Origin of the sequence: Microbacterium sp. LWO13-1.2, assembly GCF_038397725.1 — a bacterium.
In the GTDB taxonomy this organism is placed as follows: domain Bacteria; phylum Actinomycetota; class Actinomycetes; order Actinomycetales; family Microbacteriaceae; genus Microbacterium.
The window spans coordinates 2738428-2759596 of sequence record NZ_CP151634.1 but is presented as its reverse complement, the minus strand read 5'-3'; the positions used below and the strand labels follow the sequence as shown (position 1 = coordinate 2759596).

At 65.9% G+C, this 21169-nt stretch carries 22 protein-coding genes and 2 tRNA genes; 7 read left to right on the top strand and 17 right to left on the bottom strand.

The window, feature by feature from the left end; genetic code table 11:
• Positions 1 to 88: 88 nt before the first annotated feature.
• The 3 genes from MRBLWO13_RS13085 to MRBLWO13_RS13075 are packed head-to-tail and all read left to right on the top strand — an operon-like array spanning position 89 to position 3691.
• On the top strand, positions 89 to 997 hold the full coding sequence (locus MRBLWO13_RS13085; RefSeq protein ID WP_341974430.1) for a LysR family transcriptional regulator: 909 nt from the start codon (positions 89 to 91) through the stop codon (positions 995 to 997).
• Between the two features lie 34 nt (positions 998 to 1031).
• Positions 1032 to 3083 carry a M3 family metallopeptidase gene (locus MRBLWO13_RS13080; RefSeq protein WP_341974429.1) on the top strand — a complete coding sequence of 684 codons (2052 nt, stop codon included), beginning with the start codon at positions 1032 to 1034 and terminating at the stop codon, positions 3081 to 3083.
• Complete coding sequence (locus MRBLWO13_RS13075; protein WP_341974428.1) at positions 3080 to 3691, top strand: methyltransferase domain-containing protein; 612 nt, start codon at positions 3080 to 3082, stop codon at positions 3689 to 3691. Before MRBLWO13_RS13080 ends, MRBLWO13_RS13075 begins: the two co-directional genes overlap by 4 nt.
• Positions 3692 to 3717: 26 nt before the next feature.
• On the opposite strand, the gene MRBLWO13_RS13070 is transcribed toward MRBLWO13_RS13075, so the two are convergent.
• Together MRBLWO13_RS13070 and clpX are read right to left on the bottom strand one after the other, a co-directional pair.
• Positions 3718 to 4431: a peptidase E gene (locus tag MRBLWO13_RS13070; RefSeq protein WP_341974427.1), complete on the bottom strand. Its 714-nt coding sequence runs from the start codon at positions 4429 to 4431 to the stop codon at positions 3718 to 3720.
• Entirely contained in the window at positions 4428 to 5696 is a 1269-nt protein-coding gene (gene clpX / locus MRBLWO13_RS13065) for an ATP-dependent Clp protease ATP-binding subunit ClpX (protein ID WP_341974426.1), read from the bottom strand. The genes MRBLWO13_RS13070 and clpX overlap by 4 nt, the downstream gene beginning before the upstream one ends.
• 245 nt (positions 5697 to 5941) lie before the next feature.
• Here clpX and MRBLWO13_RS13060 point away from each other — a divergent pair, with 245 nt between their 5' ends.
• Both MRBLWO13_RS13060 and MRBLWO13_RS13055 read left to right on the top strand, forming a co-directional pair.
• Positions 5942 to 6553, top strand: a complete 612-nt coding sequence (locus MRBLWO13_RS13060) for a hypothetical protein (protein ID WP_341974425.1) — start codon at positions 5942 to 5944, stop codon at positions 6551 to 6553.
• Positions 6553 to 7146, top strand: a complete 594-nt coding sequence (locus MRBLWO13_RS13055; protein WP_341974424.1) for a sigma-70 family RNA polymerase sigma factor — start codon at positions 6553 to 6555, stop codon at positions 7144 to 7146. Before MRBLWO13_RS13060 ends, MRBLWO13_RS13055 begins: the two co-directional genes overlap by 1 nt.
• 72 nt (positions 7147 to 7218) lie before the next feature.
• On the opposite strand, the gene MRBLWO13_RS13050 is transcribed toward MRBLWO13_RS13055, so the two are convergent.
• From MRBLWO13_RS13050 to MRBLWO13_RS13010, 9 genes are all read right to left on the bottom strand, one after another.
• Positions 7219 to 8070, bottom strand: a complete 852-nt coding sequence (locus tag MRBLWO13_RS13050; protein WP_341974423.1) for an aldehyde dehydrogenase family protein — start codon at positions 8068 to 8070, stop codon at positions 7219 to 7221.
• Positions 8067 to 9509: an aldehyde dehydrogenase family protein gene (locus tag MRBLWO13_RS13045; protein WP_341974422.1), complete on the bottom strand. Its 1443-nt coding sequence runs from the start codon at positions 9507 to 9509 to the stop codon at positions 8067 to 8069. The genes MRBLWO13_RS13050 and MRBLWO13_RS13045 overlap by 4 nt, the downstream gene beginning before the upstream one ends.
• Before the next feature lie 10 nt (positions 9510 to 9519).
• Positions 9520 to 10521 carry a deoxyribose-phosphate aldolase gene (deoC, locus tag MRBLWO13_RS13040; RefSeq protein ID WP_341974421.1) on the bottom strand — a complete coding sequence of 334 codons (1002 nt, stop codon included), beginning with the start codon at positions 10519 to 10521 and terminating at the stop codon, positions 9520 to 9522.
• Positions 10518 to 11453, bottom strand: a complete 936-nt coding sequence (locus tag MRBLWO13_RS13035; RefSeq protein ID WP_341974420.1) for a sugar-binding transcriptional regulator — start codon at positions 11451 to 11453, stop codon at positions 10518 to 10520. Before MRBLWO13_RS13035 ends, deoC begins: the two co-directional genes overlap by 4 nt.
• A 184-nt stretch (positions 11454 to 11637) precedes the next feature.
• Positions 11638 to 12279, bottom strand: coding sequence for an ATP-dependent Clp protease proteolytic subunit (locus MRBLWO13_RS13030; protein ID WP_341974419.1), 642 nt, complete (start codon positions 12277 to 12279; stop codon positions 11638 to 11640).
• Between the two features lie 19 nt (positions 12280 to 12298).
• Positions 12299 to 12895 (bottom strand): ATP-dependent Clp protease proteolytic subunit, encoded by a 597-nt coding sequence (locus MRBLWO13_RS13025; RefSeq protein WP_341974418.1) that lies wholly within the window; start codon positions 12893 to 12895, stop codon positions 12299 to 12301.
• 81 nt (positions 12896 to 12976) lie between these two features.
• Complete coding sequence (locus MRBLWO13_RS13020) at positions 12977 to 13459, bottom strand: tetratricopeptide repeat protein (protein WP_341974417.1); 483 nt, start codon at positions 13457 to 13459, stop codon at positions 12977 to 12979.
• Between the two features lie 70 nt (positions 13460 to 13529).
• Positions 13530 to 15005 carry a trigger factor gene (gene tig / locus MRBLWO13_RS13015; protein WP_341974416.1) on the bottom strand — a complete coding sequence of 492 codons (1476 nt, stop codon included), beginning with the start codon at positions 15003 to 15005 and terminating at the stop codon, positions 13530 to 13532.
• A gap of 63 nt (positions 15006 to 15068) precedes the next feature.
• A tRNA-Pro gene (locus tag MRBLWO13_RS13010) sits at positions 15069 to 15142 on the bottom strand.
• 107 nt (positions 15143 to 15249) lie between these two features.
• Here MRBLWO13_RS13010 and MRBLWO13_RS13005 point away from each other — a divergent pair.
• Together MRBLWO13_RS13005 and MRBLWO13_RS13000 are read left to right on the top strand one after the other, a co-directional pair.
• Positions 15250 to 15320: transfer RNA gene (locus tag MRBLWO13_RS13005), tRNA-Gly, on the top strand.
• A gap of 103 nt (positions 15321 to 15423) precedes the next feature.
• Positions 15424 to 16617, top strand: coding sequence for a hypothetical protein (locus MRBLWO13_RS13000; RefSeq protein ID WP_341974415.1), 1194 nt, complete (start codon positions 15424 to 15426; stop codon positions 16615 to 16617).
• Positions 16618 to 16677: 60 nt separating this feature from the next.
• On the opposite strand, the gene MRBLWO13_RS12995 is transcribed toward MRBLWO13_RS13000, so the two are convergent.
• The 6 genes from MRBLWO13_RS12995 to MRBLWO13_RS12970 all read right to left on the bottom strand — a co-directional run bounded on the left by MRBLWO13_RS12995 (position 16678) and on the right by MRBLWO13_RS12970 (position 21105).
• A complete protein-coding gene (locus MRBLWO13_RS12995) occupies positions 16678 to 17031 on the bottom strand; it encodes an RNA polymerase-binding protein RbpA (protein ID WP_102192665.1) in 354 nt (117 codons plus the stop codon).
• Positions 17031 to 17279 carry a preprotein translocase subunit SecG gene (gene secG, locus MRBLWO13_RS12990; RefSeq protein WP_102192666.1) on the bottom strand — a complete coding sequence of 83 codons (249 nt, stop codon included), beginning with the start codon at positions 17277 to 17279 and terminating at the stop codon, positions 17031 to 17033. The genes MRBLWO13_RS12995 and secG overlap by 1 nt, the downstream gene beginning before the upstream one ends.
• Before the next feature lie 81 nt (positions 17280 to 17360).
• Entirely contained in the window at positions 17361 to 18152 is a 792-nt protein-coding gene (gene tpiA / locus MRBLWO13_RS12985) for a triose-phosphate isomerase (protein ID WP_341974414.1), read from the bottom strand.
• Positions 18143 to 19357, bottom strand: coding sequence for a phosphoglycerate kinase (locus tag MRBLWO13_RS12980; RefSeq protein ID WP_341974413.1), 1215 nt, complete (start codon positions 19355 to 19357; stop codon positions 18143 to 18145). Before MRBLWO13_RS12980 ends, tpiA begins: the two co-directional genes overlap by 10 nt.
• A 7-nt stretch (positions 19358 to 19364) precedes the next feature.
• The gene (gap, locus tag MRBLWO13_RS12975) at positions 19365 to 20375 is read right to left on the bottom strand and encodes a type I glyceraldehyde-3-phosphate dehydrogenase (protein WP_341974412.1); all 1011 of its coding nucleotides are present in this window, start codon (positions 20373 to 20375) and stop codon (positions 19365 to 19367) included.
• A 103-nt stretch (positions 20376 to 20478) separates the two neighbouring features.
• A complete protein-coding gene (locus tag MRBLWO13_RS12970; RefSeq protein ID WP_341974411.1) occupies positions 20479 to 21105 on the bottom strand; it encodes a superoxide dismutase in 627 nt (208 codons plus the stop codon).
• Positions 21106 to 21169 lie beyond the last annotated feature (64 nt).

Here is a 21169-nt window from a genome sequence, read left to right as displayed (position 1 = left end):
ACTCGATCACACCGCACTTGCACCATGTAGAGCAATCGCTGATTACTGCACTATTCGTTAAGCCAGCTCTTAACTCTAGACTTTCGGAATGGAACTCCATCAGCTGCAGATCCTCCGCGAGCTCGGCGCACTCGGAAGCGTCACCGCCGTCGCTGCACAGTTGCGAGTGACTCCCTCCGCCGTGTCCCAGCAACTCTCCGCCCTGCAACGCGGCTTCCGAACTCCGCTGACACGCAAAGAAGGCCGAACCCTGATGCTCACCGCAGCCGGCGAGGTGCTCGCCGCGGCGGGCGCCGAGGCGATCGACGCGATGGCGGCTGCACGCAACGCACTGGACGACTTCGAAACCGACACCACCGGAATCGTCACGCTGAGCGGGTTCCACAGCGTCGGTCAGGCACTCTTCGGCTCGCTCGTCCGCGAACTGTCGACATCGACGTCATCACCCACGGTGCAACTGACCGATGAAGACGTCGCGCAGAGCGACTTTCCGGCCCTCACCGCCCGATACGACCTCGTGCTGGCTCACCGGATGGAGCACACCGCTCCGTGGCCGGCCGAGGGCATCCGGAGCCTCACGCTGGTTCGCGAGCCGCTGGACATCGCCGTCGCGAAGACTCATGTGCTCGCCTCTCGCAAGACCCTCACACCAGCCGACGTCGCCGGGGAACTCTGGGTGACGAGTCGAATCGGGTACTCCCCCGACGATGTCCTCCGTGCCGTCGCCGCGGTCACGAACCGCACGATCCACGTGCAGCACCGGATCAACGACTACGGCGCGGTGTCCGCGGTGGTCGCCGCTGGCGACGCGATCGGCATGCTGCCCCGCTACACGTCCAGGAGCGCCGATGACCGCGATATCGTCCGGCTGCCCCTGCAGGGGGTGAGCACGCACCGGATGATCGACCTGCTGGCGCGGCCGGAGAACCTTCGCCGGCGTTCGGTGCGGGTCGTCGTCGAGGCTCTGCAGCGGGTGATGACACGGCTGAGCGAGTGAGCCGCTGGATGCCGATGCGCCCTAGGCTCGAAGGATGACCGATGCCACGAACCCGTTGCTGCAGCCATCCGTACTCCCCTACGGTCTCCCTGACTACAGTGCGATCCGGCCCGAGCACTACCTTCCTGCCTTCCGCGCCGCGTTCGAGGAACACCTCCGAGAGATCGACCGGATCACGATGGTGCGTTCCATGCCCACCTTCGAGAACACGATCGAAGCGCTGGAGCGCGCCGGTGAACTGCTCGACCGCGTGGCGCACGTCTTCTACACGGTCAGCTCAGCCGACGCGACGGAGGAGATCCAGGAGATCGATGCGGAGCTCGCACCGCTGATGGCCGCCCACCAGGATGCGATCATCCTGAACAGTCAGTTGTACTGGCGGGTGCAGCAGGTGCATGCGCAGCTGGACGCGCGGGAACTCGACGCCGAACAGCGTTACCTCGTCGAGCGTCACCACCGCGAGATGACGCATGCCGGCGCCGCGCTCGACGATGCCGCGAAGGCACGTCTGACCGGTCTCAATCAGCAGCTGTCGACGCTCAGCAACGTCTTCGAACGGAATCTCCTCGCCGACACCAACGATCTCGCGGTCGTGTTCGACTCCGCCGCGGAGCTCGACGGGCTGACGGTCGGCGAGCTTTCCTCGGCTGCCCGCGCCGCCGAGGAACGCGGGCTTCCCGGTCGCTTCCTGGTGTCGCTGCCGCTGTTCACGGGGCATCCGTACCTCGCACAGCTCCGGGACCGGAGCTCCCGTCAGCGCATCCTCGAGGCGTCACAGGCGCGCGGCGCGCGAGACAACGAGCACGACAACCGCCCGGTGCTCAGCGAGATCGTAGGTCTGCGCGCCGAGCGCGCGGCCCTGCTCGGCTACGACTCGCATGCGGCGTATGTCACGGCCGACGAGACCGCAGGCGATCCGCTGGCTGTCGAGCAGATGCTGCGCGAACTCGCCGCACCTGCGGCCCGGAATGCCCGGGCTGAACAAGCCGCGCTGCAGTCCATCGTCGATGAGACCGAAGCGGAGCCGTTCACGGTCGCAGCCCACGATTGGGCGTACTTCACCGAGCGTGTCCGGACCGCTCGATTCGACATCGACACCGGCGCGCTCCGACCGTGGTTCGAGGCGGAGCGGGTGCTGCAGGAGGGCGTCTTCTACGCCGCTACCCAGTTGTACGGCGTGCGGTTCACCGAGCGCGGTGACCTCGCCGCCTACCACCCCGGCGCGCGCGTCTTCGAGGTGCACAACGAAGACGACAGCCCCCTGGGCCTGTACGTCCTCGACCTCTACACCCGGGATTCCAAGCGCGGCGGCGCGTGGATGAACCCGATCGTGAGCCAGTCCCGTCTAAGAGGGACCGCCGCGGTTGTGGTCAACAATCTCAATGTGCCGCTCCCCGGTGACGGCGAGCCGACGCTGCTCACGCTCGACGAGGTGACGACGCTCTTCCACGAGTTCGGGCACGCGCTGCACGGCCTGTTCGCGACCGTGACGTACCCGCACTTCGCCGGAACGAACGTCTTCCGGGACTTCGTCGAGTTCCCCAGCCAGGTCAACGAGATGTGGATCCTCTGGCCGGAGGTGCTCGACAACTATGCGAAGCATTACGAGACCGGCGAGCCGCTCGATCCTGCCATCGTGGACCGCCTGCGTGCGACCGAGACGTTCAACCAGGGGCATGCAACAAGCGAATACCTCGCGGCAGCGTGGCTCGATCAGGCCTGGCACCGGGTCGGGCCATCGGACGGAGCCGTCGATGTCGCGTCATTCGAGGCCACCGCGCTCGCGGACATCGGGTTGGACAACCCCGTCGTCCCCACGCGCTATTCGTCGACGTACTTCGCGCACGTCTTCTCCGGCGGCTACAGCGCGGGCTATTACTCCTACATCTGGAGCGAGGTGCTCGACGCCGACACTGTGGAATGGTTCCGCTCGAACGGGGGCCTGACTCGGGAGAACGGCGACCGGTTCCGTCAGCGCCTGCTCGGCGTCGGCGGCTCGATGGATCCGCTTGCGGCCTACCGTGACTTCCGTGGCCGCGATGCCGAGATCGCTCCGCTGCTGAAGCGGCGCGGCCTGGACGCGTGACCGACGACGCGCTCGCAGCGATCCGCGACGTGTTCGACGGACGTGCACCCGTATACGACGAAAGCGTGATGCATCGCGAGCTGGCGAACGCGGTCGCGGACTTCGTGGAGCTGGGTCGCGTTCATGATGTCCTCGACGTCGCGACCGGCACCGGTCTCGTCCTCCGCGCACTCCACGACAGAGCGGCCGGACTCGAAATGGTCGGCACGGACATCTCTCCGGGGATGCTGACTGTCGCCCGCGATGCGCTGCCACGTGCCACGTGGATTGAGGCGGATGCTGCGGTTGTCCCACTCCCCGACTCCTCCGTCGACCTGATCACCTGCGTGACGGCCTTGCACCTCATCCCCGATTCTGTTCGTGCCGTGGCGGAGTGGCGGCGGATGCTGCGGCCAGGTGGCCGGGTCGTGACGGCGACGTTTCTGCGCGATGGCCGTCAACCGGGTCCTGTGAAGTACCGGTCGGTTCCCGTGGACCACGATTCGTTCGACTCGGTTGAGACACTGCGCGCGACGTTCGCGTCACAAGGTTTCGCGGTCATCCGGCACTCGGAATGGCGAGAAGCAGACACGGCCATCCTCATCGCCGAGTTGCGCGTGGACAGATAATCGAGCCCGGAATCAGAATGGGCGGGTCAGGAAGGGTTCTGGAGCACCCGCACTGGAATGGCGTGCTCGATCGCCTCGTCACCGGCACGTTCGACACGGAACACCGGCTGGCCGGGACGCTCCGCGATCGCCTCGTGCAGCGACCCGTCGCGCATGACGATCGCGGCATAGTCGTCGACCGCGTAGCCGTCGGGCAGCGCGCCCGTCGCGACCCAGCTCAGATACTTCTCCCGCCGATCGGGCTCGCCGAGGTAATGCGGGCAGGCGCTGCCCTTCACGAATCCGAGACCGTCCGCCAGCGGGGCGAGCGGACCGAATGAGTCCGTCGACGACGCCTCGAACCAGCAGTTCATTCCTGCGCTGATTCCCGCGAGCACCGTGCCGTTGCTCGCCGCCTCACGCAGGATCTCCGTCAGCCCGTGCAGGCGCCACAGCGCGAGGAGGTTCGCTGTCGAACCGCCGCCGACGTAGACCAGATCCTGGTCGAGCAGCATCCGGGGATCGGTGTAACCCCATGGATCCTGGCAGAACAACGAAAGCACGGATGTCTCGGCGCGTCCCGCGAAAGCGGCCTCGAAACGCCTACTGTACGAGTCGGAGTCTCCGCTGGCCGTCGGCACGAAGCAGACACGGGGTTTCGCCGCGCCGGTCAGCTCCAGAAGATAGTCGTCGATCAGCGATGTGCCGTCGTCTGACATCGAGAACCCGCCGCCTCCGAGGGCGACGACGGTTCCGTTCACGCGCTCTTGCGCTTACGCTCCATGATGATCGTCGGCGGTGCGCCCTCGTCGACGGCGGCCTTCGTGACGATCACCTTGGCGACGTCATCAGCCGACGGGATCTCGAACATGATCGGTCCGAGGACGTCTTCGAGGATCGCGCGGAGACCGCGGGCACCGGTCTTGCGATCGACGGCGAGATCGGCGATCGAGCGCAGCGCCTCCTCATCGAACTCGAGCTGCACGCCGTCCAACTCGAACATGCGCTGATACTGCTTCACCAGGGCGTTCCGCGGACCGGTGAGGATCTCCATCAGCGCGTCCTGATCCAGCGGCGACACGTTCGTGACGACGGGCAGGCGGCCGATGAACTCGGGGATGAGCCCGAACTTGTGCAGATCCTCCGGCAGCACCTCACTGAAGAGGTCGAGATCCTTGGTCTTGTCGTGCAGCGGGGCACCGAAGCCGATGCCGTGCTTGCCGACGCGAGCCGACACGATGTCCTCGAGCCCGGCGAAGGCGCCGGCGACGATGAACAGCACGTTGGTCGTGTCGATCTGCAGGAACTCCTGGTGCGGGTGCTTGCGTCCGCCCTGCGGCGGAACCGAGGCGACCGTGCCCTCGATGATCTTCAGCAGCGCCTGCTGCACACCCTCGCCGGACACGTCACGCGTGATCGACGGGTTCTCCGCTTTACGGGCGATCTTGTCGACCTCGTCGATGTAGATGATGCCCTGCTCAGCGCGCTTGACGTCGTAGTCGGCGGCCTGGATCAGCTTGAGCAGGATGTTCTCGACGTCTTCGCCGACGTATCCCGCTTCGGTGAGGGCGGTGGCGTCGGCGACGGCGAACGGCACGTTCAGCCGCTTCGCGAGTGTCTGCGCGAGGTACGTCTTGCCACAGCCCGTCGGTCCGATCAGCAGGATGTTGCTCTTCGCGATCTCGACCTCTTCGGCCTTCTGCTCGGCCGTCTGCAGAGTGCCGTGCGCGCGGACGCGCTTGTAGTGGTTGTAGACCGCTACCGCGAGTGCGCGCTTCGCCGGCTCCTGGCCGACGACATATTCCTCGAGGAACGCGAAGATCTCACGCGGCTTGGGCAGATCGAACTCGGCTGTGCCCTCGGCGGAGGATTCCGCCATCCGCTCCTCGATGATCTCGTTGCACAGCTCGACGCACTCGTCGCAGATGTACACACCGGGGCCAGCGATGAGCTGCTGCACCTGCTTCTGGCTCTTTCCGCAGAACGAGCACTTGAACAGGTCAGCGCTTTCACCGATACGGGCCATGCGCGTCCTCCTAGGGGGGATCCAGAGATCGTCATCTGAGCCTAACCGCTGCAAGGGACACTGGGCCGCATTGGCGCGGGGCCGCTCGCCGATGGCGAACGACCCACGCCGGGTCAGGCTCTGATCACACCTTGCTCCTCGTGAGATCGAACTTCACACCCGATCATTTAGTTGGATCGCGGATTGAGACGGTTTGGCTCGCTTCTGTCATGTCCTGTCTGAGGGATGATGACGAAGGAGCCATGATGAACGAACTGCTGCGGTCGGATCTCGCATCCGCCGACCCCGTCGCTGCGGGCGAGGACGCGAGACTCCACGATCTCGTGCGTCGAATGACCGTCGACACTCGGGAAGCATCAATCGCGGGAACCCTAACCCGCGCGCCCTGGTGGAAGCGCCGCCGCACGATGATTCCCCTCGGCATCGCCGGAGCCATAGCTCTGACCGGAGCCGCGGTGATGATTCCACTCGGCATCGCGGTGAACGGTACGCCGGTCGAGATGGATGTGGAGATCCCGATCCTCTACACGACGGACACCGGCGTCGACGTGAGCTGCCGTTACGGCATCTACTTCGGTGACCCGGCCACTCGAAGCGCCGCCGACGAGCGGCTCGCGGAGTTCGCCCAGAACCACGACTGGACCGGAATCGGTCAGCGTGTGTACGAGGAAGCGATCGCGAACCCGTTCGCCCCCGGCCCCAACGACGTCTGGGAGACCGACACGCAGGAACTCCGCGACAGGCACTCCTTCAACCTCGCAATAGGGGGTGTCCTCTATGGAGAGATTCCCGCTGAGCTGCGGGCAGAAGGTCAACAAGTGGGCGGAACCATGGACTGCACGGGACAGCTGCGCTGATGGTCCGTGCTCCCGTTCCCCAGGAACTTCACGACTGGATCGCGATCGTCGTGGATGAGAACGCTGACGGCCTTCTCCGCTACTTCAGACGACGGGTCAACTTACCCGAAGATGCCGCAGACCTTCTCGGACTGGTCCTGCTGGCGCTCTGGGAGAGCGGCACGAAGGTCCCATCGAGCGACACGGACGCACGGATGTGGTGCTTCGGGATTGCGCGCAACGTTCTCCGCGAACACTATAGGAGTGCTGCCAAACGCCTCGCCCTCGCCGACGAGCTACGAGATCACCTCCGCGTCTCTCCACTGCACGACAACGCGGCAGATTCGGTCGTTGAGGCGAACATGCGCGCGGAGACAGCCAGAAACGCAATCAAGGCGCTCAACAAGCGATCACGGGAACTCGTGATGCTGATCCACTGGGATGGATTCAGCATCGCCGAGGCAGCACGGCTCCTTTCGATCAATGATTCGACTGCACGCACAAGATACGCACGCGCTCTTCAGCGACTCAAACGGGACCTGAGCGAGCATCCGCTCCACGATGAAGCCGCTGGGGCCCGTTCGCAACCGAGTCCAGCCACCGGCGCGCGATGAAGTAGTGCCTACACATTTCTTGAGCGACACCTGAGCCCGGGTTCGATCCGCCGAATCCCGGGCTCACGCCGATCACACCATCGACTTCGTGTGCCACACCGTCTTGATCTCAGTGAAAGCCGAGATCCGCTCCGGTGAGGCGATGACCTCGCCCGGCGCGATCACGCGCTTCAGCGTGTCGGCCGCGGCGATCTGCAGGTCGACCCACTCGAGGTCCCCCGCTCCGGCGAGGTCGAGGGCGTTGACGTCCTGATGCGAGGCCAGCCACGGGGCCATCTCCGCGGGCGACCCGGTGAGGACGTTGACCACTCCCCCTGGGACGTCACTCGTCGCCAGCACCTCCGCGAGGCTGATCGCCGACAGCGGGAACCGTTCGCTCGCGATCACGACGATGGAGTTGCCTGCGACCAGCGCCGGGGCGACGACCGAGACGAAACCGAGCAGGGCGGAATCCTGCGGTGCGACGATCGCGACCACACCGGTCGGCTCCGGCACCGAGATGTTGAAGTACGGACCGGCGACCGGGTTGGCGTTGCCTGCGATCTGGGCGTACTTGTCGCACCAGCCGGCGTACCAGACCCAGAGGTCGATCGCTTCGTCGACCTGCGCTCCGGCGGCAGCCGCAGAGATGCCCTCCTGCGCCACGATCTCGTCGACGAACTGCGCACGACGCCCCTCGAGCACTTCGGCGACGCGGTACAGCACCTGCCCACGGTTGTACGCGGTCGCCCCGGACCACCCCTTCACGGCGGCGCGGGCGGCGACGACGGCATCCCGAGCATCCTTGCGCGAACCCTGCGCGGCATTCGCGAGGAACGCGCCCTTCGCCGAGAGCACCTCGTAGGTGCGTCCCGATTCGCTTCGAGGGAAAGCGCCGCCGATGGCGAGCTTGTACGTCTTCGGCACGGTCAGTCGCTTGCTCATGCTGCAGCCCCCTTCAGGTAGGCGGTGAGTCCCTGACGTCCGCCTTCGCGGCCGTAACCGGACTCCTTGTAGCCGCCGAACGGGCTCGACGGATCGAAACGGTTGAACGTGTTCGCCCAGATGACACCAGCGCGCAGCCGGTCGGCGACGGCAAGGATACGGGAGCCCTTGTCGGACCAGATCCCGGCGGAGAGGCCGTACGGCGTGTTGTTCGCCTTCGCGATGGCCTCGGCCGGCGTGCGGAAGGTGAGCACCGACAGCACCGGCCCGAACACCTCGTCGCGTGCGATGCGGTGCGAGGCCTCGACTCCGGTGAAGATCGTCGGCGCGAACCAGAACCCCTTCTCTGGAATGACGCAGTCGGCGGTCCACCGCTCGGCGCCTTCGGCCTCGCCGATGTCGCTGAGTTCGCGGATGCGGGCGAGCTGGGCGGCCGAGTTGATCGCACCGATGTCGGTGTTCTTGTCCAGGGGGTCGCCGAGACGCAGAGTGGAAAGCCGGTTCTTCAGCCGGTCGATGACCTCGTCGTGGATCGACTCCTGCACGAGCAGGCGGCTGCCGGCGCAGCAGACGTGTCCCTGATTGAAGAAGATGCCGTTGACGATGCCCTCGACGGCCTGGTCGATGGGGGCGTCGTCGAAGACGATGTTCGCAGCCTTGCCGCCGAGTTCCAGGGTGACCTTCTTCATCGTACCGGCGACGGCGCGAGCGATGTCACGGCCGACGCCGGTGGAGCCGGTGAAGGCCACCTTGTCGACATCTGGATGCCGGACGAGGGATGCTCCGGTCGAGCCGGCACCGGTGATGATGTTCACCACACCGGCCGGGAGGTCGGCCTGCTGCAGGATCTCGGCGAAGATGAGTGCGGTCAGCGGCGTGGTCTCCGCCGGCTTCAGCACCACGGTGTTGCCGGCAGCGAGGGCCGGAGCTAGCTTCCACGCGAGCATCAGCAGCGGGAAGTTCCACGGGATGATCTGGCCGGCTACGCCCAGCGAGCGCGGATTCGCGCCGAGGCCGGCGTGATCGAGCTTGTCGGCCCAGCCCGCGTAGTAGAAGAACCAGGCGGCGACGAGCGGCACGTCGACGTCGCGACTCTCCTTGATCGGCTTGCCGTTGTCGAGGCTTTCCGCGACGGCGAGTTCACGCGCGCGCTCCTGCACGAGACGGGCGATGCGGAACAGGTACTTGCCCCGATCGCGACCACTCATCTTCGACCAGGTCTTCTCGTAGGCGCGTCGCGCTGCGGCGACGGCACGGTCGACGTCGTCATCGCTCGCCGATGCGATCTCGGCGATGCGCGACTCATCGGCCGGCGAGATGGTGGAGAAGCTGGCGCCCGATCCGTCGACGAACTCGCCGTCGATGAACAGACCGTAGCTGTCCTTGAGGTTCAGGAGCGCCTTCGATTCCGGCGCGGGAGCGTATTCCAGGAATGACATATGCGTTGTCCTAGTCGATCGTGACGTAGTCGGGGCCCGAGTAGTGGCCGGTGGTGAGCTTCTGGCGCTGCAGGAGAACGTCGTTCAGCAGGCTGGAGGCCCCGAAACGGAACAGGTGCGGCTGCAACCATTCCTCGCCAACGGTCTCTGCGACGGTGACGAGGTACTTGATCGCATCCTTCGACGACCGGATGCCGCCAGCGGGCTTCACCCCGATCTTCTCGCCGGTCGCCTGGTGCCAGTCGCGGACGGTCTCCAGGATGAGCAGAGTGGTCGGCAGGGTCGCGGCAGGCTGCACCTTGCCCGTCGACGTCTTGATGAAGTCGCCCCCGGCCAGGATGCCGAGCCACGAGGCCCGCTTGATGTTGTCGTAGGTGTTGAGCTCACCCGTTTCCAGGATGACCTTCAGCGAGGCGTAGCTGCCGTCCTCGCGACGGCAGGCTTCCTTCACCCGGGCGATCTGGTCGAACACGAGGCCGTACCGCCCGGAGAGGAACGCACCGCGATCGATCACCATGTCGATCTCGTCGGCACCCGCGGCGACTGCATCCGCCGTGTCCGCGAGTTTGATCTCGAGGGAGGAGCGTCCGCTCGGGAACGCGGTGGCGACCGCGGCGACCGAGATCAGTCCGTCGTCCGGGTCGCCGTGCATGCCGCCGAGGGCGGCGACCGCGTCGCCGACCATGTCGCCGTATACGCAGACGGCCGCGACCTTCGGGCACGACGGATCGGCGGCATCCGGGTTCTTCGCCTTGGCGACGAGCGAGCGCACCTTGCCAGGCGTGTCCGATCCCTCCAGCGTGGTCAGGTCGATCAGTTTGATGATCGTGTCCAGCGCCCATGCCTTCGAAGTCGTCTTGATCGAACGGGTGCCGAGTCCAGCAGCTCGCTGCTCGAGACCTACCGCATCCACTCCGGGGAGCCCGTGCAGGAACCGCCGCAGCGTCGCATCATCGGGCTCACCGCCCAGCACGTCCACCGCTGTTCTGCGGCTCAATTCCTTGGTCGTCACTGTTCCTCCAACAATGCTCGGGCTGTGGTCTCATCGGTCACCAGAACGCTGCATAGGCCGCTGCTGACGACTGTACGCGCGATGTCATGTTTTGCGGGGCCTGCGGTGACGAAGATCGCCGTCTTCGCCGTTCGCAGGCGAGCGAGCCCGACACCGACGGTGCGGGCATCCAGCTGCGGGTCCACGATGTTGCCGTCGGCATCGACGTAGCGCCCGAGGACGTCACCGACGGCACCGCGCCTGGCGAGCTCCTCGACGTCCTGAACGCTGAGGTAGCCGTTCTCGACGTGGGCGGAGCTGGCGTCGCAGGGACCGGCGGTGAACAGGAATGCCTGCGCCTGGGTGGCCTCTTCGAGAACAGCCGCGACGGTGCGATCGGCCTCGATCGCCAGCTTCGTCTCCACCCGCTCCAGAATGGCGGGGCTCGGCAGCAGGGAGACGTGTCCGGATGCACGCTGTGCGATCATCCCGGCGAGGCCGGCAGCTCCGCCGGAGCGGCGGTTCAGGCTGACTCCGCCGTTGAGCTGGACCACGGTCACGCCGTGCGCCCAGCCGTCGGTGAGCGCCTCGGCGACCGCGCGGAGCGTGCGTCCCCAGCTCACGCCGAGGGTCCGCGGCACCGGGCGAAGGGTCGTCAGGAAGTCGGCTGCCGCCTGGGCGACCCGGTCGAGAGTGCTCTCCTCGCCGGAGGGCGACGGCACGACGACCGCTTCGGCGAGGCCGAATCGCTCGACCAGCGCGCGCTCGAGTCCGAGCCGACGAGCCCGAGGATGCACGATCTCGATGCGGACGATGCCGCGTTCGCGCGCTTGCGTGAGCAGCCGGCCGACCTTCCACCGGGAGATCTTGAGCAGGGCGCCGATCTCGTCCTGAGTCTTGTCCTCGTCGTACGAGAGTTCAGCGACCCTGACCATGAGCAATTCGTCGTCCACGGCATCCTCCTTCGTCTCCAGCGTAAGCCGTCAACCCCATCCGCGCACTCCGGTGCTCAGATGAGCAGGCGGTTCACGACCGACGCGCATTCGCGCTCCTCCGAAACCCCGGCGCAGTACCGGTTCCTCGGGGGTGCGCAAAAGGGCGGTCCGGAAACCCGGACCGCCCTCTCTTGCCGAGATGCTACGCGCGCTTGCGCGTGGTGAGCACCTGGTCGACGATTCCGTACTCGAGCGCCTGAGCGGCCGAGAGGATGTTGTCGCGGTCGATGTCGCGGTTGACCTGCTCGACGGGCTTACCCGTGTGCGAGGCCATCGTCTCCTCGAGCCACGTGCGCATGCGGAGAATCTCCGCGGCCTGGATCTCGATGTCGGACGCCTGGCCCTGACCTGCCTCGCCCATCGCGGGCTGGTGGATCAGCACGCGGGCGTTCGGCAGCGCGAGACGCTTGCCGGGAGCACCGGCCGCGAGCAGCACAGCCGCAGCCGACGCCGCCTGGCCGAGCACGACCGTCTGGATCTGCGGCGCGACGTACTGCATCGTGTCGTAGATCGCGGTCATCGCGGTGAAGGAGCCACCGGGCGAGTTGATGTACATCGTGATGTCTCGCTCGGCGTCCTGGCTCTCCAGGACAAGGAGCTGTGCCATCACGTCGTCGGCGGATGCGTCGTCGACCTGCACGCCCAGGAAGATCACGCGATCTTCGAAGAGCTTGTTGTACGGGTCCTGGCGCTTGAAGCCGTAGGCCGTGCGCTCTTCGAACTGCGGGAGAACGTAGCGGCTGGAGGGCAGGTTGCCTGCGGATTGGAAGGTCGGGGTGTACATGTGAGTCCTCTCGAATCCGTTATTCTGCGGCGTCCGCAGTGCCGCCGCCGCCGGTCACATCGCTCGCGTGCTCGCGGATGTGGTCGACGAAGCCGTACTCGAGGGCCTCGTCCGCGGTGAACCAGCGGTCGCGGTCGCCGTCGGCGTTGATCTGATCGACCGACTTGCCGGTCTGCGATGCCGTGATCTCCGCGAGACGCTTCTTCATCGAGAGGATGAGCTGCGCCTGGGTCTGGATGTCGCTGGACGTACCGCCGAAGCCACCGTGCGGCTGGTGCAGCAGCACGCGCGCGTTCGGCGTGATGTAGCGCTTGCCCTTGGTGCCGCTGGTGAGCAGCAGCTGACCCATGGAGGCCGCCATGCCGATTCCGACGGTGACGATGTCGTTCGGCACGAACTGCATCGTGTCGTAGATCGCCATGCCAGCGGTGATCGAGCCACCGGGCGAGTTGATGTAGAGGTAGATGTCCTTCTCTGAGTCTTCTGCGGCGAGAAGAAGGATCTTCGCGCAGATCTCATTGGCGTTCGAGTCGCGCACCTCTGAACCCAGCCAGATGATGCGGTCCTTCAGCAGCCTGTCGAAGACACTCGTCGCGACGAGGGGTTCTGCAGCCATGTCAGCTCCTGTTTCCGTGTTTCGGTGATTCGAATCTACCGGCGACAACGCAGCGCTCCGGCCGTGTTCGCCGTCGGCATATCAGCGTGGCGGGGCAGCGAGTTCCTTGGCATACGCCGCGACGGAACGCGTGTACAGCGGGAGGTGCGGAGCGAGAGTTTCGAGGGCAACGGCCGCAGCGGTATACGGATCGCCTTTCGATGCCAGCGTCAACGCGTAGAACGCGGCAGCCGCATCGGCCAGCGGGCCTCCTCGCTCGCGTTCCGCACGAAGCATCTCCAGCGCCTCTTCGATCCGCCCGAGATTGCGCAGCGTGCTGGCAAGCTGGATGGCGGCCTGAGCTCGGTGCTCATCGTCGAGCCCCGCGTCGAGGGCTTGCCGATACAGACCCTCCGCCGCCGCCTCGAGCCCCGCGGAGTCACGGGCACCGGCGCGTTCGAAGAGAGCGCGGGCGTCATGGTCCGGTCGCTGCTCGGCAAGCGCGTCGATCCGCTCGATACGTTGTGCGTCCGAGAGCGTCCGGTCGCTCCAGACGGCATCGATCTGTTCTTCCCAGTTCGTCATGCACTCCCCCTCGAATGAAAAAGGGGCGGATGCCGCAGCACCCGCCCCTTTCGTCACGATCGCGTGGCGATCACTCGGCCTTGTCGGCCGCCTTCTTGGCCGGAGCCTTCTTGGCGGCGGGCTTCTTCGCAGCGGGCTTGTCCGCAGCGGCTTCGGCAGCGTCTGCGTCATCGGCCGCCTTCTTCGCGGGGGCCTTCTTCGCAGCGGGCTTCTTGGCCGGAGCCTTCTTGGCCGGCTTCTCCTCGACCTCAGCAGCATCCTGCTCGTCGTCGCCACCGATGAAGCCGGTGAGGTCGACAGGCTTGCCGTTGGTGTCGACGACCGTCACCTTGCCGAGCGCGACAGCGAGAGCCTTGTTGCGCGCGACCTCGCCGACGAGTGCCGGGAGCTGGTTCGAGGACTGCAGCGCCTCGACGAACTCCTGGGGCGCCATGCCGTACTGCGCAGCGGACTGGATCAGGTACTGGCTGAGCTCGTCCTGCGAGACCTGCACGTCGGCCTGCTCGGCGATCGTGTCGAGGAGCACCTGCGTGCGGAACTGCTTCTCGCTGGCCTCCGTCACCTCGGCGCGGTGCTCGTCGTCCTCGAGGCGGCCTTCACCCTCGAGGTGGCTGTGCACCTCATCCTCGATGAGCTTCGGCGGAACCGGGATGTCGATCTGCTCGAGCAGCGTCTCGACGAGCTTGTCGCGCGCCGCGGAACCCTGGGCGAACACGCCCTGCTCGGCAACGCGCTCGGCGAGGCTCGCGCGGAGCTCGGCGATGGTGTCGAACTCGCTGGCGATCTGCGCGAAGTCGTCGTCAGCCTCAGGAAGCTCGCGCTCCTTGACGGCCTTGACGGTGACGGAGACCTCGGCCTCTGCACCGGCGTGGTCACCACCGACGAGAGCGGAGCGGAAGGTGGTGTCCTCACCAGCGGTGAGCGACTCGATCGCGTCGTCGATGCCCTCGAGGAGCTCGCCCGAGCCGACCTCGTACGAGACTCCCTCGGCGCGGTCGATCTCAGCGCCGTCGATCGCGGCGACGAGGTCGAGCTCGACGAAGTCGCCCTTGGCAGCGGGACGGTCGACCGGGATGAGCGTGCCGAAGCGGGCGCGCAGACGGTCGAGCTCCTCGTCGAGGGCCGCCTCGTCGGTCTCGACGGCGTCGACGGTCACCGTGATGCCGTCGTAGGAGGGCAGCTCGATGTCGGGGCGGACGTCCACCTCGATGTCGACGAGCAGGTCTCCGGAGAAGTCCTTCTCGTTCGGCCACTCGATGATCTCGGCGGCCGGGCGGCCGACCACGCGGAGCTTGTGCTCGGCGGTGGCGGCACGGAAGAACTGGTCGAGGCCCTCGTTGACGGCGTGCTCGATGACCGCGCCGCGACCGATGCGCTGGTCGATGATCGGAGCCGGGACCTTGCCCTTGCGGAAGCCGGGGATCTGGACATCCTGAGCGATGTGCTCGTACGCGTGAGCGATGCTCGGCTTGAGGTCGTCCGGGGTGACCGTGATGCTGAGCTTGACCCGGGTCGGGGTCAGCTTCTCGACGGTGCTGTTCGCCATGCTGGTTCGTTCTCCTTGTCATTTCCGCGCTGAATCGCGGCTGTGATGCCTGTGGAAGTCGTGTCGGGGCGACAGGAGTTGAACCTGCGACCTCCCGCTCCCAAAGCGGGCGCTCTACCAAGCTGAGCTACGCCCCGGGGAATCCGCACGCGGATTCAGCCCCATGAAGTCTAACGGACGAGAGCACCCGCGACAGTCCGCTATGATCGATGAGTCCGGTCAGTGTCCGTGAAGGATCTGATTCGGGGCTGTAGCTTAGTGGTAAAGCCTCTGTCTTCCAAACAGATGATGCGAGTTCGATTCTCGTCAGCCCCTCGTTCTCAGAAGGCCCCGCCAGTGGCGGGGCCTTCTGCATTCGCGCCTGATTAGACTCATGTCGACGATCGCACGGCGGTGCGGAGGCAGGAGACGAAACATCGTGAGTCACCCCTATCCGGCCGGCGGACACGCGCTCCCGGCACAGATGACCGGTCCGATCACGCCGCCGCCGGTTGTACCGCGCAAGAGGCGCACTGGCGCGATCCTCGGCTCTCTCGGCGCCGTGGCGGCCGTCGCCACCATCGCCGCGGTGCAGCTCTCGTCCCACGCCGGATACGACGGTGCCGAAGCGGCGTACCAGGATTCCGTTTCCGCCGCCGCAACCACCGCGGAACAGCTCAGGGCCGAGGTCGGCGCTCTGCGGACGACGACGGATGCAGCGGCGCTCATTCTCGAGAACAACAGCGGCACCCTGCTCGATGCGAGCTCAACAGACGCACTCGGCGTCGCCGTGTCGGAAGGCCAGACGAAAGCATCCGCAGCAGACGACGCTCTCGCAGTCACCCTGCCGCAGACGGACGACAAGCCCTTCTGGTTCTGGGAGCTGTTCTCCGAGACGCAGAAGCTCAATGAAGATCGCGCGCGTGCAGACGCGCATGCCGAAGATCTCCAGGATCAAAGCGATGACGCCGTTGCCACCGCGACGACCGTGACCGAATCCGGCGTCGCCGCCCTGGTCTCGGCGGCAGACAGCGCCTCTGCGCTCGAAGCGGCGCACATCTCCGCCCGGAACCTTGACGTGATCGCTCTGCGCGACGCCGCCGAGGAGGTCTCCTACACGACCACGATCGACCAGGGCGCCGCTGACGCGTTCATCGCCCTGGAGTCGGCCGCCACGCAGATCGTCACCTCAGAGCAGGCGGAGATCGCAGAAAAGGCCGGTCCGCTGCAGGGCACGCGTCTCGAAGTGGAGGCCTTCGCGCGAAGCCTGGCTCCCGGTGTGCTGCTCGAGTTCGACTGGGCTCAACTCGTCAACGGCTTCGGACTCGACGGCGGCATGGGCGGATACACGACCTGGTGGTACGACGACCCCGGCTACGCGACGATCGAGCTGTCCGACTCCGTGGCCGAGCAGTGGCCGTCCGCGATGAGTCAGGCACTCGTCGCGCACGAGGTCGGCCACGCCATCAGCGTGAAGTGCGCAGACATGTACGACGACTCCACTCAGGACAGCATCGAGAAGTGGGCGACCGGCTGGGCGATCAGCATGGGCTTCACCGATGATGCGAACGGAGTGTGGGCGTACGGCTATCCCCCGCAGTCGTACATCGACGCTGCCGCGGGCTGCCGCTGACCGCAGACGAAGAAACCGCCACGACTCAGTCGTGGCGGTTTCTTCATCAGAGCGTGGTGGTCACTGACCCCGACGCTCGCGCAGCTGAGTGAGGGCGTCTTCCAGGAGCTGGACGGCTTCCTCATCGGTGCGACGTTCCTTCACATAAGCGAGGTGCGTCTTGTACGGCTCCGGCTTGGCGAGAGCCGGCGGGTTCTCCTTGTCCCGGCCAGCCGGGAGGCCCGACTGCGGGTGGTCGATGGTCTCGGGGATCTCCTCGTCCGGGAGACCGGCGGCGAAGTAGCGGACCGTCTCGTTACCGAGACCGTCCCAATACGACACTGCAATGCGGTCGGCATGATAGCCGTGGTCCTGCTCGCCCATCGGGCCAGAACCGACACGCGTGCCGCGAATGGCGTTACCACCGGTAGCCATCAGATCACCTCGAACTTCGTGATGAGCCCCAGCGCGACGATGGCGACGAACCACACCAGCGCCAAGACCACAGTGAAGCGATTGAGGTTCCGCTCCGCGAGACCGGACGAGCCGACCGCCGACGACATTCCCCCACCGAACATGTCGGACAGGCCGCCACCGCGGCCCTTGTGGAGGAGGATGAGGAGGGTCAGCAGGACGCTGGTGATACCCAGCACGACCTGCAGGACGAACTCGAGAATTGCCACGAAGAAGAGCCTTTCGCCAGGGCAGATTTGCCCTCGTAACGGTCAAGTATACGGTGTGACGGGGCCGCAGCCCCGTCACACTCACACGCCGACGTGCTTCTGGAAACGGATGATCGCTGCGAACTCATCGACGACGAGGCTCGCGCCGCCGACAAGGGCACCGTCCACATCAGGCTCACGCATGAAGCTGGCGATGTTGGCGGACTTCACCGAGCCGCCGTAGAGGACGCGGGTGCGAGCAGCCGCATCCTCCCCCAGAACCTTCGCGATCACGCCGCGCAGTGTCGCGCAGACGTCCTGCGCCTGCTGCGGCGTCGCCGCCTGACCCGAGCCGATGGCCCAGACCGGCTCGTACGCCACAACGATGTCAGCGTCCTTCGACACGCCCTGGAGCGCGACCTCGAGCTGACCGACCGGAACGGCGCTGGCACCGAACTTCTCCAGGTCCTCCGCGGTCTCGCCGACGCAGATCACCGGCACGAGCGCGTGCTTCAGCGCGGCCTGCACCTTGGATGCGACGACCTCGTCCGACTCGGCGTGGTACTCACGACGCTCGGAGTGACCGATGATGACGTACTTCGCGTCGAGCTTGGCCAGGAACGCACCGGACACCTCACCGGTGTACGCACCGGAGTCATGTGCCGACAGATCCTGGGCGCCGAGCGCGAACGGGATCTTGTCCGCATCGATGAGCGTCTGCACGCTGCGGATGTCCGTGAAGGGTGGGAAGACCGCGACTTCGACCGAACCGTCCTCGTGCTTGGCATCCTTCAGCGTCCAGTGCAGCTTCTGCACGAACGCCACCGCCTGCAGGTGATCGAGGTTCATCTTCCAGTTTCCCGCGATCAGCGGGGTACGAGCGCTTATGCCCATCCGAGCACCTCCAGGCCGGGTAGTTTCTTGCCCTCGAGGAATTCGAGGCTGGCGCCTCCACCCGTCGAGATGTGACCGAACTGGTCATCAGAGAAGCCGAGCTGCCGCACGGCGGCGGCCGAGTCTCCGCCGCCGACGACGCTGAGTCCGTCGACCTCGGTGAGCGCCTGTGCGACGGTCTTGGTCCCCGCGGCGAAGGCCGGGAACTCGAACACGCCCATCGGCCCGTTCCAGAACACCGTCTTCGAGGTGCGGATGACCTCGGCGAAGCGCGCAGCGGTCTCGGGGCCGATGTCGAGCCCGATCCCGGAAGCACCGAACGCGGTCTCCTCGATCGCGTCCGCCGCTGCGATCTCATGCGCGGCATCCGCCGAGAATGACGCCGCGACGACCACATCGGTCGGGAGCACGATCTCGACGCCGCGCTTCTCCGCCTCGGCGAGGTAGCCGCGGACGGTGTCGAGCTGGTCCTCTTCGAGGAGACTGGATGCGACGGCGTGTCCCTGCGCCTTGAGGAACGTGAACAGCATTCCGCCGCCGACGAGGATCCGGTCGACGCGCGGAAGTAGATGCGAGATCACGCCGAGCTTGTCGCTGACCTTCGAGCCGCCCAGCACGACCGCGTACGGTCGCTCCGGCTTCTCGGTGAGACGGTCCAGGACGTCGAGTTCGGCTGCGATCAGGAGTCCCGCCGCCGATGGCAGCAGTTCCGCGAGGTCGTAGACGCTCGCCTGCTTGCGATGCACGACGCCGAAACCGTCGGAGACCAGCACGTCAGCGAGTTCTGCGAGCTGCGCGGCGAAGGCCTGACGCGTCGCGTCGTCCTTCGCCGTCTCGCCCGCGTTGAAGCGCAGGTTCTCGATGACGACGACGCCACCGTCCTCGAGAGACGCGACGGCATCGTGTGCCGACTCCCCCACCGTGTCGCGCGCGAACGCCACCGGCTTGCCGAGCAGCTCGGAGAGACGCTGAGCGACCGGTTCGAGGCTGTACTGCGGGTCGGGCGCCCCGTCAGGGCGTCCGAGGTGGGAGCACACGATGACGCGTGCTCCGGCGTTGATGAGGGCGTTCAAGGTCGGCAGCGAAGCGCGCACACGACCATCGTCCGTGATGACCCCGTCCCGCAAGGGGACATTGAGGTCACAACGGACGATGACGCGCTTGCCTTCGAGCGAACCCAGAGAGTCCAGGGTGCGCAGAGTCATGTCGAGCTCAGAGACGCTCTGCGACGTACTCGGTCAGGTCGACGAGGCGGTTGGAGTAGCCCCACTCGTTGTCGTACCAGCTCGAGACCTTGACCAGGTTGCCGCTGACGTTGGTCAGCGTGGAGTCGAAGATCGACGAGTGCGCGTTGTGCACGATGTCGGTCGAGACGATGTCGTCGGCGTTGTACTGCAGGTAGCCGGCGAGGCGACCCTCGTCAGCGGCCTTCTTGTACGCGGCGTTGATCACGTCGACGGTGAGGTCTTCACGCTCGGTGATCAGCGTGAGGTCGACGATCGAGCCGACCGGAACCGGAACGCGGTACGACGAGCCGCTGAGCTTGCCGTTGAGCTCGGGCAGAACCGTTCCGATCGCCTTCGCGGCACCGGTGGACGCCGGGACGATGTTGATCGCCGCTGCGCGTGCACGGCGCAGGTCGCCGTGCGGGCCGTCCTGGAGGTTCTGGTCTGCCGTGTACGCGTGCGCCGTCATCATGAAGCCGCGGACGATACCGAACTCGTCGTTGAAGACCTTGGCGAGCGGGGCGAGGCAGTTGGTCGTGCACGAGGCGTTGGAGAGGATGTGGTCCGTCTCCGGGTTGTAGGTCTCCTCGTTCACGCCCATGACGATGGTGCGGTCGTCGCCGGTCGCGGGAGCGGAGATGAGAACCTTCTTCGCGCCGGCGTCGATGTGCTTCTTGGCGAGGTCGGCCTTGGTGAAGAACCCAGTCGACTCGATGACGATGTCGACACCCAGTTCGCCCCAGGGGAGGTTGGCGGGGTCGCGCTCGGCGAACGCCTTGATGGTCTTGCCGTTGACGGTGATGCTCTCGTCGTCGAAGCTGATCTCTGCATCGAGGACACCCGCGGAGGAGTCGTACTTCAGCAGGTGTGCGAGGGTCTTGTTGTCGGTGAGGTCGTTGACTGCGACGATTTCGATGTCTGCGCCCTGCGCGAGAGCCGCGCGGAAGTAGTTGCGTCCGATGCGGCCGAAGCCGTTGATACCGATCTTGACAGACACTAAGGTCTCCTGATTTCTCGAGCGCTCGCGCGCGGTTTCAACTAGAGAAGCATGGACAACGGCGTCCCGACGGGCAGTTGGCCCATCGGGACGCCCGTCTTGCTTACGACAGTACCAGCAGGCCTGCAGTCTTCTCGCGGGCTGTTACGAAGCGCTGAGCGACGTTCTCCCAGTTGGCGATGTTCCACGCCGCCTTGACGTAGTCGGCCTTCACATTGAGGTAGTCGAGGTAGAAAGCGTGCTCCCACATGTCGAGCTGGAAGATCGGCACGGTGCCCTGCGCAGCGTTGGACTGCTGGTCGAACAGCTGCTGGATGATCAGGCGCTGGCCGATCGAGTCCCAGCTGAGCACGGACCAGCCGGAGCCCTGGATGCCCATCGCGTTGGCGGTGAAGTGCGCCTGGAACTTCTCGAAGGATCCGAAGAACTCCTCGATCGCTGCCTTCAGCTCGCCCTCGGGCTGTCCTCCGCCGTTCGGCGACAGGTTGGTCCAGAAGATGGAGTGGTTGACGTGGCCGCCGAGGTTGAACGCCAGGTCCTTCTCCAGCTTGTTGACGTTCGCAAGGTTGCCGCTCTCGCGAGCCTCGGCGAGCCCGTCGAGCGCCGCATTCGCGCCGGCGACGTAGGCCGCGTGGTGCTTGCCATGGTGGAGTTCCATGATCTTCCCGCTGATGTGCGGCTCAAGGGCTGCGAAGTCGTACGGGAGGTCGGGGAGCGTGTAGGTTGCCATATCGCTTTCATCCAATCCGCGCCGCGCCGCGGCGCTTGCCGATCCTCCGCGCCACCGAAGTGCG

Bases quoted from the DNA above. Each gene is read 5' to 3' on its own strand.
- MRBLWO13_RS13085 (WP_341974430.1), top strand. From the start codon at position 89: ATGGAACTCCATCAGCTGCAGATCCTCCGCGAGCTCGGCGCACTCGGA.
- MRBLWO13_RS13080 (WP_341974429.1), top strand. From the start codon at position 1,032: ATGACCGATGCCACGAACCCGTTGCTGCAGCCATCCGTACTCCCCTAC.
- clpX (WP_341974426.1), bottom strand. From the start codon at position 5,696: ATGGCCCGTATCGGTGAAAGCGCTGACCTGTTCAAGTGCTCGTTCTGC.
- MRBLWO13_RS13060 (WP_341974425.1), top strand. From the start codon at position 5,942: ATGAACGAACTGCTGCGGTCGGATCTCGCATCCGCCGACCCCGTCGCT.
- MRBLWO13_RS13055 (WP_341974424.1), top strand. From the start codon at position 6,553: ATGGTCCGTGCTCCCGTTCCCCAGGAACTTCACGACTGGATCGCGATC.
- MRBLWO13_RS13050 (WP_341974423.1), bottom strand. From the start codon at position 8,070: ATGAGCAAGCGACTGACCGTGCCGAAGACGTACAAGCTCGCCATCGGC.
- MRBLWO13_RS13045 (WP_341974422.1), bottom strand. From the start codon at position 9,509: ATGTCATTCCTGGAATACGCTCCCGCGCCGGAATCGAAGGCGCTCCTG.
- MRBLWO13_RS13030 (WP_341974419.1), bottom strand. From the start codon at position 12,279: ATGTACACCCCGACCTTCCAATCCGCAGGCAACCTGCCCTCCAGCCGC.
- MRBLWO13_RS13025 (WP_341974418.1), bottom strand. From the start codon at position 12,895: ATGGCTGCAGAACCCCTCGTCGCGACGAGTGTCTTCGACAGGCTGCTG.
- MRBLWO13_RS13020 (WP_341974417.1), bottom strand. From the start codon at position 13,459: ATGACGAACTGGGAAGAACAGATCGATGCCGTCTGGAGCGACCGGACG.
- tig (WP_341974416.1), bottom strand. From the start codon at position 15,005: ATGGCGAACAGCACCGTCGAGAAGCTGACCCCGACCCGGGTCAAGCTC.
- MRBLWO13_RS12995 (WP_102192665.1), bottom strand. From the start codon at position 17,031: ATGGCTACCGGTGGTAACGCCATTCGCGGCACGCGTGTCGGTTCTGGC.
- tpiA (WP_341974414.1), bottom strand. From the start codon at position 18,152: ATGGGCATAAGCGCTCGTACCCCGCTGATCGCGGGAAACTGGAAGATG.
- MRBLWO13_RS12980 (WP_341974413.1), bottom strand. From the start codon at position 19,357: ATGACTCTGCGCACCCTGGACTCTCTGGGTTCGCTCGAAGGCAAGCGC.
- MRBLWO13_RS12970 (WP_341974411.1), bottom strand. From the start codon at position 21,105: ATGGCAACCTACACGCTCCCCGACCTCCCGTACGACTTCGCAGCCCTT.